Below are 13,072 nucleotides of genomic sequence, written 5' to 3' on the forward strand. Positions count from 1 at the left end.
GGTCGTCCTTTCTCAAGGCTTGGGCGAGGGAAGGGGGCTGGGCGGGGGCTGCACCCGCATTTCCCCCAGCCATATCTGGGGATCCCCCTGTTGCAGATGCTGCCGCCAATCTTGTGCGGCTGCAGGAGGGATCCCGTCCGGGCTTAAAGTCCAGCTCCAGCCGATCACCTGAGGCCAGCGCTGCGCCTCCAGACCTTCCAGCAGCGGTTGAGAGGTTGCTGAGCCCGGAGCCGGCCCGCGGATCACCACAGGCACTTCCGGGTTGAGGGCCTCAAGGCGGCGGTACAGCGGTTCAAAAGCGGCGGGATCCCCCGTTACCTGTAGGCTCAGCCAGTCCATCCCAGGGAAGTTAGCCCAGGCGGACACGGCCTCTGCATCTTCTCCGTCCAGCTCCACCACCCAGAGCAAATTGGCCGAGGACTCCGTCCCGCTAACGCGAACAGAGCGCAGGGTTTGCATCAGGTGTTGGTAGGCCCGTTGTTGCAGCGAGGACTCCGTCCCACCAAAGGGCTCCCCACCGCTACCGCGAGCGCGTTCGGGATCCCCGTCGCCAACGACGACGGCCAGGATGATGGGGGTGGCAAAGCGCTGGATCCCGCGGGCCCAAGAGCGCAAGGTCTCATCGTGATCCCCATTGGCCAAGGCAGAAAGTTGGGCTGGATCTAGCCGCAGGCGCAGGTAGGGGACTGAGCCGCTTTCCCGCAGGCGACTGGCCAACTGCTGTGGAAAGTCCTGGCGGGGATCCCAGAGGTGATCCACGGCTGCCCAGGCGGGGGGTTGACCGATGGCCTGGCGGTAGGACAAGAGCTGATCCCAAGTGGGAATGCCCGGCCAAGCGACCCCGTGATACAGCCGACCCGGAGGTGGCGGCAGCGGCCTACCCCGCAGAAAGGGGGCGGAATCGGGTGGGATTGGCGAGGTGAGAACAACCTCCAGCCGCAGCGGCGGCAAGACCTCACCGGCAGGGGGATGCGGCAGGGAGAAAGGGAGGATCCAACTGCGCTCCTGGAACTGGCCTCGGATGATCTGCTGAGGGTGAAAGTCCTGGGGAGGTGGCAGCGGTTCCAGCGGGTCTTCCCCCCAGAAAGCCCGTTGGATTACCAAGCGCACCCCTGCGCCGGGGTGGATCAGAGGCGTGGTGGTATCCAGGTGAAAGCTACCCCTGAGGCGGGTGGACGTCTCATTGGGCTCAACCCGGAAGGAGAAGGTGAGCTGGTCAGATCGGTAGGTGCCTGGAGCGGGGGAAGCAGTGGGGGGTGGGGATCCCGGCAGGCTTTCGCAGTCGGTGCAGGGAAAAATGGCCTGCGGATGGAGAGAGACAGAAGCCTCGCGGGCAGATTGCAATTGCTGGGGGCTGATGACAAAGCTGGCCCAAAGATGCTTCAGACGGGGATCCCGACCAGGCGGAATATCGGAAAAGGATCGGCCTTCGGGAGTGGCCGTCCGCGTGCCGACAGCAGCGCCGTCCAGAGGGACTGTAGAAACCGGGTCGCCAGCACATCCCCCCAAAAAACCAACCGACAAAATCAGCAGCAGCGCCCAGCCGCAAGTGCTCCGCACCGCTACCGCGACCCAGGGGTCGAGTTTGCAGTTGGATGGCTGGATCATGATCTCACCTCAATACACCACTCCTGCCCGGCTACCGAAGGGAGTCGATGCCGCTCTCGTCTTGTGGACGGTGCGGTTCCCGACGGGGCACCAACGCAAACGGCCAGCAAGATCCCTTTCCCTCCGGTTGCTAGAGGGATCCTCGCCCAGAGGCACACCCTTTGAGATTGATCCCGATCACACCCGTTGCTGAACGGGAAAGGTCTCCGTCCTGCCCAGGCGAACTATCCCTGCGGCACAGTTGCGACTTCTGGGTAAATGGTCAGGATCCCTTCGTAGAGGATTTGGCCGGGCTGCACCTCCAAGCGGTCGATGCGCACGCCGGGATCCAACTGAATGGGGAAATCGGCCAGGCCGGGGATGGGGATCTCTTGGCCTTCGCTCACCCAGAGGGGATTGACCAGCCGCAACCGGTTGGGACCTTGGGCTTCTAGGCCGGTCAGCACCGTCACCGGCGCTTCCACCCCTTCGGGAGTGGTTAAGTTGGCCTGGATGCGCAGCCGACCCTGTTCCAGCGTGACCTGAGGCTGGCGGATAAGAAAAGGCACCACTTGGCCCCCAACAGGCAACTGCACCTGGGCCTGAGCCAGTTGGGCTTGGATGAGGGGAGCCTGGAGGGTGCGGTTCAGGTCTTCCTCGGTAAGGCGCAAGCTCACCTGCACCGGCACAGGGGCCAATAGCCGCAGTGGGCTCCGTCCTTGGATGGCTTCGCCCACATTGAGGCGAATATCCTGGCCCTGCAGCCGCAGATGACTGATCTGAAAGCCTTGATAGCTGAGGTTGTCTCCCGACACCTGGGCTTGAGGGATCTGCCCATTCAAAATCTGGGCGTCAGAGCCGACAATTTGCACTTGCAGGTTATCGACCCTCTGCACCTCAGAACGGATCCAAGCCGCCACCAAAGGGCTGAGAAGGGATCCGGCAATTTGGGCAAATCCGGGCCAAGGCCAAAACATGGTGGGTAGGCTGAGCAGCAATGCAAACCCTAGCCGCTGCCCCGCTTGCGAGAGCCGTTGGCGGCGACAGGCTGCCGATTGGGCTTCGAGAGGAGACGGATCTGGAGCAGGCCGATGGCAAGACGTGAGCAGCACTGGATACCTCAGGAGCAACGACAAGCGATGGTTTCCACCCGAACTACGACCAGACTAGGGCAGGACTTCTCCGCCGAACAGAGGGATCCCCCGCACACTTGGAGAGGCTATCCATCCGTCAACTGCCACCAAAGATACCCCAGCCGCAGGTAGTGAAGCCGTAGCCAGGGCAAAGGGAAAGAGCGGGGCGGCTGGCGAAACAGAGCGCTCATCTGAGAAGGGATCCCGGCGATCTCCTGGGCCAGCATTTTGCCCGCCCACACCGCCGTGGCTACACCGCTGCCGTGATAGGCCAAGCCGTACCACAGGCTGGGATCCGCCGGCGAAGGGCCAATATGGGGGTGAAACTGCCGAGAAAGGCAGACCAGTCCATTCCAGGCGTACTCGATCTCCACCCCTTCCCAGGCGGGGAAAAGACGATAGAGCTGTCGAGTCATCCAAGTGCGCAACTGCCGTCGCTCCGTCGGGGTATCGCGGGTGCCGCCCCGCCCCCCAAACAGCAAACGCCCATCCGGCAGCAGACGGTAATAGAACAGCAGCCGCCGCATGTCGTAGAGCGGCGTCGGATTCCACCACCCTTGCGCTTTCTGCTCCTGAGGCGTTAGAGGTCGGGTGACCAGGATGTTGGACAGTGCCGGCAACAGGGATCCCGCCAGTTGGGGATACAGGGCCTCTGGGGTGTAGCCATTGGTGGCGATGACCAAGTGCCGAGCGCGCACCGTTCCTCCCGGCGTGTGGCAGCAGTGGTGGGATCCCACCTTTTCCCAGGCCGTGACCGGACTGCCGCTGTACAGTTTTGCCCCCCACCGGTGGGCTGCTTGGGCCAGCCCTTGGGTGAGCTTGAGGGGGTTGAGGCCAAACCCCACCCCGATGTGCAAAGCGCCGTGGTTCTCTTGGCTGTTGAAGCCGCGTTCCCGCAGCTCTTTGGGGTTGAGGAGCTGGGCCGGGTAGCCCGCCACCTGAGTACAGATCTGGTACTCGGCCTCTAACTCCGACCATGCCTGTGGACGATGGGCCACTGCGTAGCAGCCCTGTCCCTGGGCCTCTAGGGAGAAGCCCTCGCTGGCCGCCAGCTCCCGAACGGTTTCCACTGCCTGCCATTGATCCCGGTAGTAGCGCTCCGTCTCCGCCAGCCCCACCCGCCGCACCATCTGGGTGTGGGTAAGGTGGCTCGACCCCACCCCGCAAAAGCCACCGTTGCGTCCCGAGGCCCCCCAACCCAGGGATCCCGCCTCCAGCAGGCAGGCAGAAATGCCATGGTCGCGGGCCAGGTGCAAGGCCGTCGATAGCCCCGTCAATCCTCCCCCCACAATGACCACCTCCGCGCCCACCTGCGCTTGCAAAGGTGCCGGATGCCGCCAACCGGGATCTGCTATCGTGCTGTCCCAGTAGCTGCCGACCGGACAGGCAGGATCGTAGGTGCTGGCAGGATAAAGGCCCTTTCTCATACGAGCAATGGGAAGAACATCTTGCTGGGCAACGCCGAAGTGCTCGGTACCGCTGAGGCGACCGGTCGCAGGACAAGTGCTGAAGGGGATCCCCTCACCCCTGGGCAACGCTGTCGCAACCGGCAGCAGCGGCCTCCATATCGGCAGGGGTATTGCAGTCCAGGAAGATCTCAGGAGTGTAGAGCTCCACCTCCTGTACCCGCCTGCCCAGATCCTGCAACAACCGGCGCAGGCCCAGGGTTTCTTCTCGGAGATCCAACAGCTTTTCCCGCAAGCGCCTGTCGATCAGGGTAGGGTGCCCCCGTCGCCCTCGATGCACCGGCACAGTAACCCAAGCGCGATGGCGCAGATGGTACTCCAGCAAGCTGTGGTAGATCCACGCCGGGCGGGGCTGATCCACCGCCGAAATGGCCAGCACCTGAAAATCGGCAGGGATCCCTTCCACCCCTACCCGAATGGAGTGGGTCTTGCCCAGCTCAGGAGCCGGATTGACCAGCACCTCTGCCCCTGCCAAGTGGGGTTGGGCTGCCGCCAAATGCTGGGATCCCAGCACCACCCAGGGTTGAAACCCCGCCTGTCGCCACTGAAAAATCTGGTAAGAGAGCAGGGTTTGCCCGTCTTTCCAGGGCAGAAAGGCTTTCGGCTCTCCCATCCGCGTGGAAAACCCAGCCGCCAAGATCAGCGCATGCAGCTTCGGCTCATTTGCCAAGGAGCTTCACCAGCAGAATGCCAAACAAATATAGAAACGTCACAGCCCCGGCCAAAAGGCTCTGGGTAAGGGGATCCGTCGAAGGGGTGAGAATGGCCCCCGCCACCACCGCGCCCAGAACCACATAGCGCCAGCCCTTGAACATCTGCTCGGCAGTCACCAGCCCCAGCGCCCCCAGCAGCGCCTGCAAAATCGGCACCTGAAAGGCCAGGCCGGTGCTGAACAGCAGCAGCAGCACAAACTCAAAGTAGCGGTCGATGGACCAAGCCTGATCCACCACCCCTTCGCCGTAGCGGATGAAAAAGTTGAGCGCCGCCGGAATGAGGAGATAGTAGGCAAAGACCAAGCCGGCCACAAAGAGAAGGCTGGATCCTAGCACCACCGGCCCCAGCAGCTTGCGCTCCTTCACGCTCAGCCCCGGCAAGACGAAGCGGGCAATTTGGTAGAGCAAAAAGGGTGTGGCCAGCAATAGCCCCGAGTAGGCCGCCACCTTCACAGAAACGAAAAAATACTCCCCCGGCGCCAGTTGCAAAAAGGTAACCCCCCGAGCGGGCACCTCCAGCAGGGCGACAATGCGGTTCACCACGGCAAAGCAAGCGATGATGCAGATCACCACCGCGATCACGCTGGCCAACAGGCGGCTGCGCAGCTCTTCCAAGTGCTCCATCAAGGTCATCTCGACCTCGTAGGGAAACTCCGGATCCCGCACCCGACCAGACTCAGGGGCCGCCGCGGCTTGCTCCGGGGATTCGGTCTCAGAGGCAAGGGTCATGGGCCAAGGTGTAACGAGACGTTCCCCGCTATCTTAGCGCTGCCCCCTCTCCAGGGAAAAGCACTTGCCCAACACTCCTCGCCATTGGGCGGTGGCCCAAGCCCGTTAAGGGGATCCCGGGGCCTGAGCAGATGAAACTGGGAAGGGGAGCGGTTGCAGTTTTTAGCGCTTGCCCAAGCCCAGCGCCTTTTCCACCTGCTGGGCGGCATAGGCCATGGCAAAACAGCAGATGAAGTAGATCAGGCCGATAAAAAACAGCACTTCCCGCTGGGTGCCCAGCCAGTTGGGGTTGGTGAACACCACCCGCCCCGCCTGCAGCAGGTCGATGAGGCCGACAATGAACACCAGCGACGTGTCTTTGAAGAGGGTGAGGAACTCGTTCACCAGCGCCGGAACGGCTGCCCGCAGTGCCTGGGGCAAAATCACCAGAGCCGTCACTTGAAAGGGGTTCAAGCCGAGTGCCCGTGCCGCTTCTAGCTGGCCCAGCGGGATTGACTGCAGGCCGCCCCGCACGTCCTCGGCCACGTACACGGCTGTAAACAAGATGAAGGCCACCTCCGCCCTGATGATCAGGTTGACGCTGATCCCCCCCAGAAAGAAGGGCACCAACAGCCAGGCGGCAAACAGAATGGTGGTCAGAGGCACCCCCCGCACCAGCTCGATCACCAGCGTGCAGAAGATCCGGATCACCGGCAACGCCCGATTGGCTCGGCCCAATGCCAGCAACACCCCGATGGGAAAGCCGATGATCATGGCGGCTGCCGCCAAGATCAAGGTCAGCAGCAGTCCAGACAGTTGCTCGGTTCGCACTGCCGGCCAATTGGGGCCCAGGTTGCCCAGCAGCAGCTGCAGACAGAGGGGCAAGATCAAGGCCCAAACCCAGATGGAAGCCAGCCGCCAGGATTCCCGTCCGCGACTGAGGGCAATAGCGGCAAAAGTGACGCCAGAGCAAACCGCCAGCCACCCCTGCGACTGGGTTCCCAAAGGCAGGAACGCGGCTAAGCCCATAGCAGCTCCCAAGAGAATGAGGTAGTGCAGCAGCACACCGCCCCAAGCCCCCCCCGCTACCCCCAAGGTGGCCAGCACAATTCCCAACACCGCCCACACCCGCCACAGTTGGCTGCTGGGGTAGGTGCCGCTGGCAAAGATTTTGAGGTTGGCCGGGATCACTTCCCAGCGGGCTTGGGTGAACGCCCAGTTCCAGAACAGGGAAATTGCCCAGGCCAATACCAAGGCGGAGACCAAGGTGAGCAAGGTGCTCAACCAGGAGTCAAACAGGTTGCGACGCACCCAAGCCAGCGGACTTTGTTTCTCCGTGGGGGGGAGTACCTTTTCTTCTTCTATAAGCGGAGAGGAGAGACTGCTGGGCATGGGTTAGCGCTCCACCAATTTGACGCGGGCATTGAGCCAGTTCATGCCGTAGGAAACCACCAGGTTGAAGGTCAGATAGGTGGCCATGAGGATGGCGAACATCTCCACCGAGCGTCCCGACTGATTGATGATGGTGCTGCTGATGTTGAACAGATCGGAAAAGCCAACGGCAATGGCCAAGCTGGAGTTTTTGATCAGGGTGAGATACTGAGTGTTCAAGGAGGGGATCATGATCCGCAGGGCCTGGGGCACAATCACCAAGCGAAAGGTTTGCAGCTCCGACAGGCCGACGGCCCGGGCCGCCTCCCACTGCCCCCGCGGCACCGCCAAAAAGGATCCCCGCACCACTTCGGCAATGTAGCAGCCGGTGTAGGTCACCAAGCCCAGCATCATGGCGGTAAACTCCGCCGAAAGCTGGATCCCACCCCGGAAGTTAAAGCGCTCCAGTACCGGGACATCCAGCCGCACCGGCGGCTCTGGGAAGAGCACCCAGCAGGCCACCGCCAGCAGCACCACCCCCGCAGCCACCCACAGGTTCCGCTGCCGGGATCCCAGCTCGGGTCGGCAGACTAGGAGCAGCTTGCGGATCCCCCACCCAGCCGCGATTACAATGGCCAGCGCGGGAACCAGCCAGCCGCTGGGATCCAACCCGGGCAGCTTCACTCCCCGCTGGTTGATAAAGACAAGCCCGCCGATGGAGAGACTGTTGCGCACCCCCGGCAGGGTGAGGATCACCCCCTGGTACCAGAAGATCACGATCAGCAGCACCGGGACATTGCGAAAGATCTCGGTAACAACGGTGGCCAGCTGGCGGGCCAGCCAGTTGCTGGAGAGGCGAGCCATCCCCAGGACAAAGCCCATCGCCGTCGCCAACACAATGCTGACTGCCGACAGCCAGAGGGTGTTCACCGCTCCCACCGCCAGAGCCTTCAGGTAGCTCTCGGAGGGGTCGTAGGGGATCAGCCCCTCGGTGATCCCAAAGTTGGCGGAGTTGCCCAGAAAGCGAAAGCCCAAACTGATGCCCAGGCGGCGCAGGCTGGCGAGGAGATTTTGGGCGAGGATCCCGAACACCAGCAGCACGGCCACGACAAAGGCCACCTGCAGCAGAACTTTTAGGATGCGCTCATTCCGCCACCAGGGGGGGCGAAGGTGGGACTGGTCGGACAGAGAAGTCATGCGGGGCAAGCAAAAATTCAGAGCACAGCAGAGAATAGGGGATCCCTGGCCGGTACTGACCAACCGGGATCCCTAGGCCCGGATTCCGAATCAGCCGATCAGCGGAAAGGCGGCGCGTACTGGATCCCGCCTTTGGTGTAGGGCTGGTTCAAGCCCCGCGGCACGCCCAAGGGGGTCAGGTGGCGGTTGAAGATCTCGCCGTAGTTGCCCACCGCCTTGATGACATTGACCACCCAATCCGGCTTCAGGCCCAGCAGCTCTCCCAGGTTGCCTTCCTGGCCCAAGAAGCGGCGAATGTCGGGATCCTCGGACTTGAGGAACTCGTCCACATTGGCGCTGGTGATCCCCTTTTCTTCTGCATAGAAGAGGGCGTAGACCGTCCAGTTCATAATGTCGGAGAAACTCTCATCTCCGTGGGGAACCAGCGGCCCCAAGGGCTCTTTGGAGATCACCTCCGGCAAGATCACGTGGTCGTCGGGAGAAGCCAAGCTGGCCCGGCGGGAGATGAGGGCGCTTTGGTCGCTGGTGATGGCATCGCAACGGCCCTCTTCGTAGGCGTTGAAAGAGGAATCATCGCCGTCGAAGGTTACTGGCGTAAAGGCAATGCCACGGGCGCGGAAGGTATCCGCCAAGTTCAGCTCGGTGGTGGTGCCGGCAATCACACAGATGGTGGCCCCGTTCAGGTCTTCCAGCTTTTCCACCCCCAGCGACTTCCGCACCATAAATCCTTGGCCGTCGTAGTAGGTGGTGGGGCCGAAGGTCACCGCCCACTCGCGATCCCGAGTGAGGGTCCAGGTGGTGTTGCGGCTAATCATATCGACCTCGCCCGACTGAATCGCAGACTGGCGATTGGCCGCCGTCAGGTAGACGTATCGAACCTTGTCCGGATCTCCAAAGAGAGCGGCAGCTACCGCCCGGCAGATGTCGATATCAAAACCCACATACTTGCCTTGGTCATCCAGGTTGCCGAATCCGGGCAGTTGGTTGTTTACCCCACAGATCAACTCGCCCCGAGCCTTGATGCGGTCGGTGAGCGGCCCCAGCTGCGCCCAAGCGGGAAGGGACTGCAGGCCCATAGACAACGCCAGTGCCCCGGCCAAGGGAGCCAATCCGTTCAAATGCTTTATCCAGTTCATAAAATTACCCCATGTCAATCCTCAAGATCTTCGTCGTCAACAGTCGTTCATACACGGCACTTCAACCGAGATACCGTGCCATTGGGTTACACTCCTGCCACACCCCACACCCCATAGAATGGTTTGCCATAGGCGCCTACGATTTTCTCAAAGCCTTGCATGTCAGGGCGTACAGAAATGTTGCAGAGGCTACGGTTATGGCTCGGCCAGTTCTGCCATGGTACCCATGCCTGCTTTGGTGAAACTTAGGGAGTCACCCACCCATGCAAGGATCCCCGCACATAAGGTCTTCACTCTCTCCGCAAAGTGCAGCCAGCGCTGACATTATCCAATGCGAAGATGTTCACAAATGGTACGGCGATTTCCACGTCCTCAAGGGCATTACCACCCGCATCCGCCGCGGAGAGGTGGTGGTGGTCTGTGGGCCTTCAGGTTCGGGCAAGTCAACGTTTATTCGCACGTTGAACCGCTTAGAAGAACACCAGAGAGGGCGCATTGTGGTAGATGGCATTGAGCTGACCAGCGACCTGCGCAACATCGATGCCATTCGCCGCGAGGTGGGCATGGTTTTTCAACAGTTCAACCTGTTTCCCCATCTCACGGTTTTGCAAAATGTAACCCTTGGCCCAATCCACGTGAAAAAGATGAAAAAAAGTGAGGCGATAGAGCGGGCTATGGAACTGCTAAGCCGCGTGGGGATCGCCGAGCAAGCAGAAAAATACCCGGGGCAACTTTCGGGGGGGCAGCAGCAGCGGGTGGCGATTGCCCGCGCCTTGGCCATGAATCCGGCGGTGATGCTCTTCGATGAGCCCACCTCGGCCTTGGATCCAGAGATGATCAAGGAGGTGCTGGACGTGATGCGGGAGTTGGCCCGCTCGGGGATGACCATGGTGTGTGTAACCCACGAGATGGGCTTTGCCCGCGAGGTGGCGGATCGGATTATCTTCTTCGACCGCGGCAAGATCGTGGAGGAAAACACCCCCCAAGAGTTTTTCAGCAATCCGAAAGAAGAGCGCTCCCGCCTGTTTTTATCCCAGATCCTTTCCCACTAGCGAGTCCTTCAGAAGGGGGTGAGGCGTGCCAGAAAAGCCCCCTCCGGCTCTTGATAGACAATCTGCCCCTGCCAGCCGTTGGCGTGGGCACACTGCAGCAGGGTTTCCGGATCTACAAATAGCCAGGGAAAGGGATCCCCCCGCTGGCCGTTGTACTCGGCTACAAAGTTCACTACCTTGGCTTTTGCCTCGCTCCCTTCCTGCCAATCTTCTGAGCCACCTGCTTCGAGGTGGGCAGGAGCGGCCAGCTTGCCAGAGGGATCTTCCAAGTTTTCTAAACGCCCTCCCTCTTCTGCCGGCAGATTCCGCAGATCTGCGAGGTCGCTGGCATCGCTCAAATCGGTGGAATCCAGGAGCAACTGGCCAGTGGGCTGAACCCAGTGGCGAGCCAGGCGCAAAAAACGCTCCAAGCCCGACAGGGATCCCGCCAAGCCGACGCCGTTCATCAGCAGGAGTAGGGTATCGAAGGGATCCTCCGGCCCCGGCCAGTGGAAAAGATCGGCGGCAATGCGGCAGCGCACCCCCCGCTCTGCCATAATCTGCAAAGCCACAGGGGAGCGATCCAAGGCAGCCACGGCCAATCCTTCCTCCTGCAGCAGCAGGCTGTGGCGGCCCGTGCCGGCGCCGATGTCCAGCACCCGACCGCGGCATAGATCCAAAGCCATGGCCTCCACCTCCGGCAGCTCCTGGGTGAAGAACACCTCTGGGGAGACCACCTGGGGCTCTTCCGCCAACGGGATCCCCTCCAGGCCGTAGGCATGCAAGAGCAGGGATCCCTTGGCCTCTCCTCGGTGCCAGTCCCATAGGGCTTGCTCTAAGGGATCCTGAAGTGGGTAATTCTCGACAGCCTTTATCATGGAAGGGGAAAGCTAAACCATTGACCCGATGGCCATCGTCGCCTTTCTTTACGGTGCCGCTATCGTCCTTTTGCTGATTGCAGCAGTGGTTTGGGCAACATCTCGGCAGTTCAATGTGGAGACCGAGACGCAGATCGGCACCTCGCCAGAAGAGCCCTCCGAGACCTCATCCGTTCCCATTTCCATTGTGGAGCAGCTAGAGCGCCAATACCGCAACAGCCCTTCCTACCGTCCCGATCCGTGACATACTCCCGCACTCATGCTGATGCATAGTCGGAGATCCTTAGAGATCCTTGGAAAGATGACTTTTGAGGATTCCTGAGGATACAAGCAGTGTCTTTGCTGGCCAAAAGCTAGCGTTTTCTCTCTCTATATATGGTTGCCAAGTCTCCACCACCCATTGTCTACATTGCCTTGGGGCTATTGCTACTCTGGGGCGGTCATCGTGCTTGGCGGGCGGGCTATGTTCGCTGGCCGGAAGGCATTTCTCTACCGCCAGTATCGCTGCCAGGGTTGGGGGGTGGAGCACAAGATCTGCTCCTGACCAGCGGCGAGCGCACCTTGTTTGCCGATAGCAGTCCCGCTGCCGTTGCCGCTGCAGAGCTGTTGCGCCAAGGTAACCTCAGCGCGGCCATCTCGGTGTTGGAAATGGGTCTGCAAAGCAACCGCAACGACCCGGAAGCTCGCATTTTCTTGAACAATGCCCGTGCCCAGCAGCAGGGCAGTCCCTTGAGCCTGGCGGTGGTGGTGCCCATCTCCAGCAACCCCAACCGCGCCAAAGAGACCCTGCGCGGGGTGGCGCAAGCTCAGGAGGAGCTTTTCCAACAGGGGGGAATCGGAGGACGGCTGCTGCGGGTAGTGATTGCCGACGATGGCGATAACCCTGAGCGAGCAGCAGCGGTGGCCAAAGCCCTGGTGGCGCAGCCTGAGATCTTGGGCGTGATCGGCCATAACACCAGCGACGCCACCCTGGCTGCAGCCGAGGTTTATCAGCCTGCCGGCTTGGCGATGATCTCCTCCACCTCCACCAGCACTCGCATCAGCATGCTGGGGGATGCCATTTTTCGCACCGTGCCCTCGGATCAAGTGGCCGGCACGCAACTGGCCCGTTATGCTCTCAACACGTTGCGGTTGCAAAGGGTGGCCATCTTCTACAACCCCAACAGCGCCTACAGCTCCAGCTTGCGCGATGCCTTTGCCTCCACCCTGACCAGCGAAGGGGGCATCGTGCTGGCGGAGTTCGACTTATCGGCGTCGGACTTCAACCCCCAGGCCAGCCTGCAAAGGGCCGTCAGCCAAGGAGCCCAGGTAGCTTTTTTAGCTCCCACGGCTTCCGTAGCCGAAAAAGCGCTGGCCGTAGCCCGCGAGAACGCTGTAGCTGGTAAGCCCCTTGCTCTTCTGGGCGGCGATGTGCTCTTCAGCCTCGCCACGTTGCAAGACGGGGGAGCAGCGGTAGAAGGCTTGGTGGTGGCGGTGCCCTGGCATCCTCAGGTGCCTCGCAACCGCGAGTTTGCCCAGAAGGCAGCCCAGCTCTGGGGAGGGCAGGTGAGCTGGCGCACCGCTCTGGCCTACGACGCCACCCGGGCTTTTTTGCGAGCCATCCAGCAGGGATCCCCCAGCCGCAGCGCTGTTCTCGCCGCCCTGGGCGACCCGAACTTCCGCTTGCCGGACGGCGCTTCCGGAGAAGTGCGCTTCTTGCCCTCCGGCGACCGCAATGCTCCCCATGTGCTGGTGCGGGTTGAGCCCGGCAACCGCTCCGGTACCGGCTACGATTTTGTGCCTCTCCCCTAGGGATCCCGGCAGACGCTACAGTGGGGGATGCTCTCAATCTCCTCAGAATCGAATGGATCCC

12 protein-coding genes are annotated in these 13,072 nt (G+C 61.5%); 3 read left to right on the top strand and 9 right to left on the bottom strand.

From position 1 onward, the window contains the following. Positions 1–12 precede the first annotated feature (12 nt). The 8 genes from NW829_RS00100 to NW829_RS00135 all read right to left on the bottom strand — a co-directional run bounded on the left by NW829_RS00100 (position 13) and on the right by NW829_RS00135 (position 9,311). The gene (locus NW829_RS00100; RefSeq protein WP_414416162.1) at positions 13–1,608 is read right to left on the bottom strand and encodes a hypothetical protein; all 1,596 of its coding nucleotides are present in this window, start codon (positions 1,606–1,608) and stop codon (positions 13–15) included. 224 nt (positions 1,609–1,832) lie between these two features. After that, positions 1,833–2,699, bottom strand: coding sequence for a DUF2993 domain-containing protein (locus tag NW829_RS00105; protein WP_414413722.1), 867 nt, complete (start codon positions 2,697–2,699; stop codon positions 1,833–1,835). Positions 2,700–2,806: 107 nt separating this feature from the next. Further along, a complete protein-coding gene (locus NW829_RS00110; RefSeq protein WP_414416163.1) occupies positions 2,807–4,255 on the bottom strand; it encodes an NAD(P)/FAD-dependent oxidoreductase in 1,449 nt (482 codons plus the stop codon). Further along, positions 4,242–4,856: a nucleotidyltransferase family protein gene (locus NW829_RS00115; protein ID WP_414413724.1), complete on the bottom strand. Its 615-nt coding sequence runs from the start codon at positions 4,854–4,856 to the stop codon at positions 4,242–4,244. Before NW829_RS00115 ends, NW829_RS00110 begins: the two co-directional genes overlap by 14 nt. Continuing rightward, the gene (gene tatC, locus NW829_RS00120) at positions 4,846–5,532 is read right to left on the bottom strand and encodes a twin-arginine translocase subunit TatC (RefSeq protein WP_414356410.1); all 687 of its coding nucleotides are present in this window, start codon (positions 5,530–5,532) and stop codon (positions 4,846–4,848) included. Before tatC ends, NW829_RS00115 begins: the two co-directional genes overlap by 11 nt. A gap of 258 nt (positions 5,533–5,790) precedes the next feature. Continuing rightward, entirely contained in the window at positions 5,791–6,999 is a 1,209-nt protein-coding gene (locus NW829_RS00125) for an amino acid ABC transporter permease (protein ID WP_414413725.1), read from the bottom strand. A 3-nt stretch (positions 7,000–7,002) separates the two neighbouring features. Continuing rightward, positions 7,003–8,175 carry an amino acid ABC transporter permease gene (locus tag NW829_RS00130; protein ID WP_414416164.1) on the bottom strand — a complete coding sequence of 391 codons (1,173 nt, stop codon included), beginning with the start codon at positions 8,173–8,175 and terminating at the stop codon, positions 7,003–7,005. Positions 8,176–8,273: 98 nt separating this feature from the next. Continuing rightward, the gene (locus NW829_RS00135; protein ID WP_011430144.1) at positions 8,274–9,311 is read right to left on the bottom strand and encodes an amino acid ABC transporter substrate-binding protein; all 1,038 of its coding nucleotides are present in this window, start codon (positions 9,309–9,311) and stop codon (positions 8,274–8,276) included. A gap of 263 nt (positions 9,312–9,574) precedes the next feature. Between NW829_RS00135 and NW829_RS00140 the strand changes: the two genes are divergently transcribed. After that, the gene (locus NW829_RS00140) at positions 9,575–10,363 is read left to right on the top strand and encodes an amino acid ABC transporter ATP-binding protein (protein WP_011432567.1); all 789 of its coding nucleotides are present in this window, start codon (positions 9,575–9,577) and stop codon (positions 10,361–10,363) included. A gap of 8 nt (positions 10,364–10,371) precedes the next feature. Here the strand turns inward: NW829_RS00140 and NW829_RS00145 are convergent, their stop codons facing one another. After that, entirely contained in the window at positions 10,372–11,220 is an 849-nt protein-coding gene (locus tag NW829_RS00145; protein ID WP_414416165.1) for a class I SAM-dependent methyltransferase, read from the bottom strand. Between the two features lie 28 nt (positions 11,221–11,248). Here NW829_RS00145 and NW829_RS00150 point away from each other — a divergent pair, with 28 nt between their 5' ends. Both NW829_RS00150 and NW829_RS00155 read left to right on the top strand, forming a co-directional pair. Further along, entirely contained in the window at positions 11,249–11,464 is a 216-nt protein-coding gene (locus NW829_RS00150) for a hypothetical protein (protein ID WP_011430147.1), read from the top strand. A gap of 131 nt (positions 11,465–11,595) precedes the next feature. Next, positions 11,596–13,011 carry an ABC transporter substrate-binding protein gene (locus NW829_RS00155; protein ID WP_414416166.1) on the top strand — a complete coding sequence of 472 codons (1,416 nt, stop codon included), beginning with the start codon at positions 11,596–11,598 and terminating at the stop codon, positions 13,009–13,011. Positions 13,012–13,072 lie beyond the last annotated feature (61 nt).

The organism is Synechococcus sp. R55.8, from assembly GCF_047461895.1.
Taxonomy (GTDB): domain Bacteria; phylum Cyanobacteriota; class Cyanobacteriia; order Thermostichales; family Thermostichaceae; genus Thermostichus.

Bases quoted from the DNA above. Each gene is read 5' to 3' on its own strand.
- NW829_RS00140 (WP_011432567.1), top strand. From the start codon at position 9,575: ATGCAAGGATCCCCGCACATAAGGTCTTCACTCTCTCCGCAAAGTGCA.
- NW829_RS00100 (WP_414416162.1), bottom strand. From the start codon at position 1,608: ATGATCCAGCCATCCAACTGCAAACTCGACCCCTGGGTCGCGGTAGCG.
- tatC (WP_414356410.1), bottom strand. From the start codon at position 5,532: ATGACCTTGATGGAGCACTTGGAAGAGCTGCGCAGCCGCCTGTTGGCC.
- NW829_RS00130 (WP_414416164.1), bottom strand. From the start codon at position 8,175: ATGACTTCTCTGTCCGACCAGTCCCACCTTCGCCCCCCCTGGTGGCGG.
- NW829_RS00125 (WP_414413725.1), bottom strand. From the start codon at position 6,999: ATGCCCAGCAGTCTCTCCTCTCCGCTTATAGAAGAAGAAAAGGTACTC.
- NW829_RS00135 (WP_011430144.1), bottom strand. From the start codon at position 9,311: ATGAACTGGATAAAGCATTTGAACGGATTGGCTCCCTTGGCCGGGGCA.
- NW829_RS00155 (WP_414416166.1), top strand. From the start codon at position 11,596: ATGGTTGCCAAGTCTCCACCACCCATTGTCTACATTGCCTTGGGGCTA.
- NW829_RS00145 (WP_414416165.1), bottom strand. From the start codon at position 11,220: ATGATAAAGGCTGTCGAGAATTACCCACTTCAGGATCCCTTAGAGCAA.
- NW829_RS00150 (WP_011430147.1), top strand. From the start codon at position 11,249: ATGGCCATCGTCGCCTTTCTTTACGGTGCCGCTATCGTCCTTTTGCTG.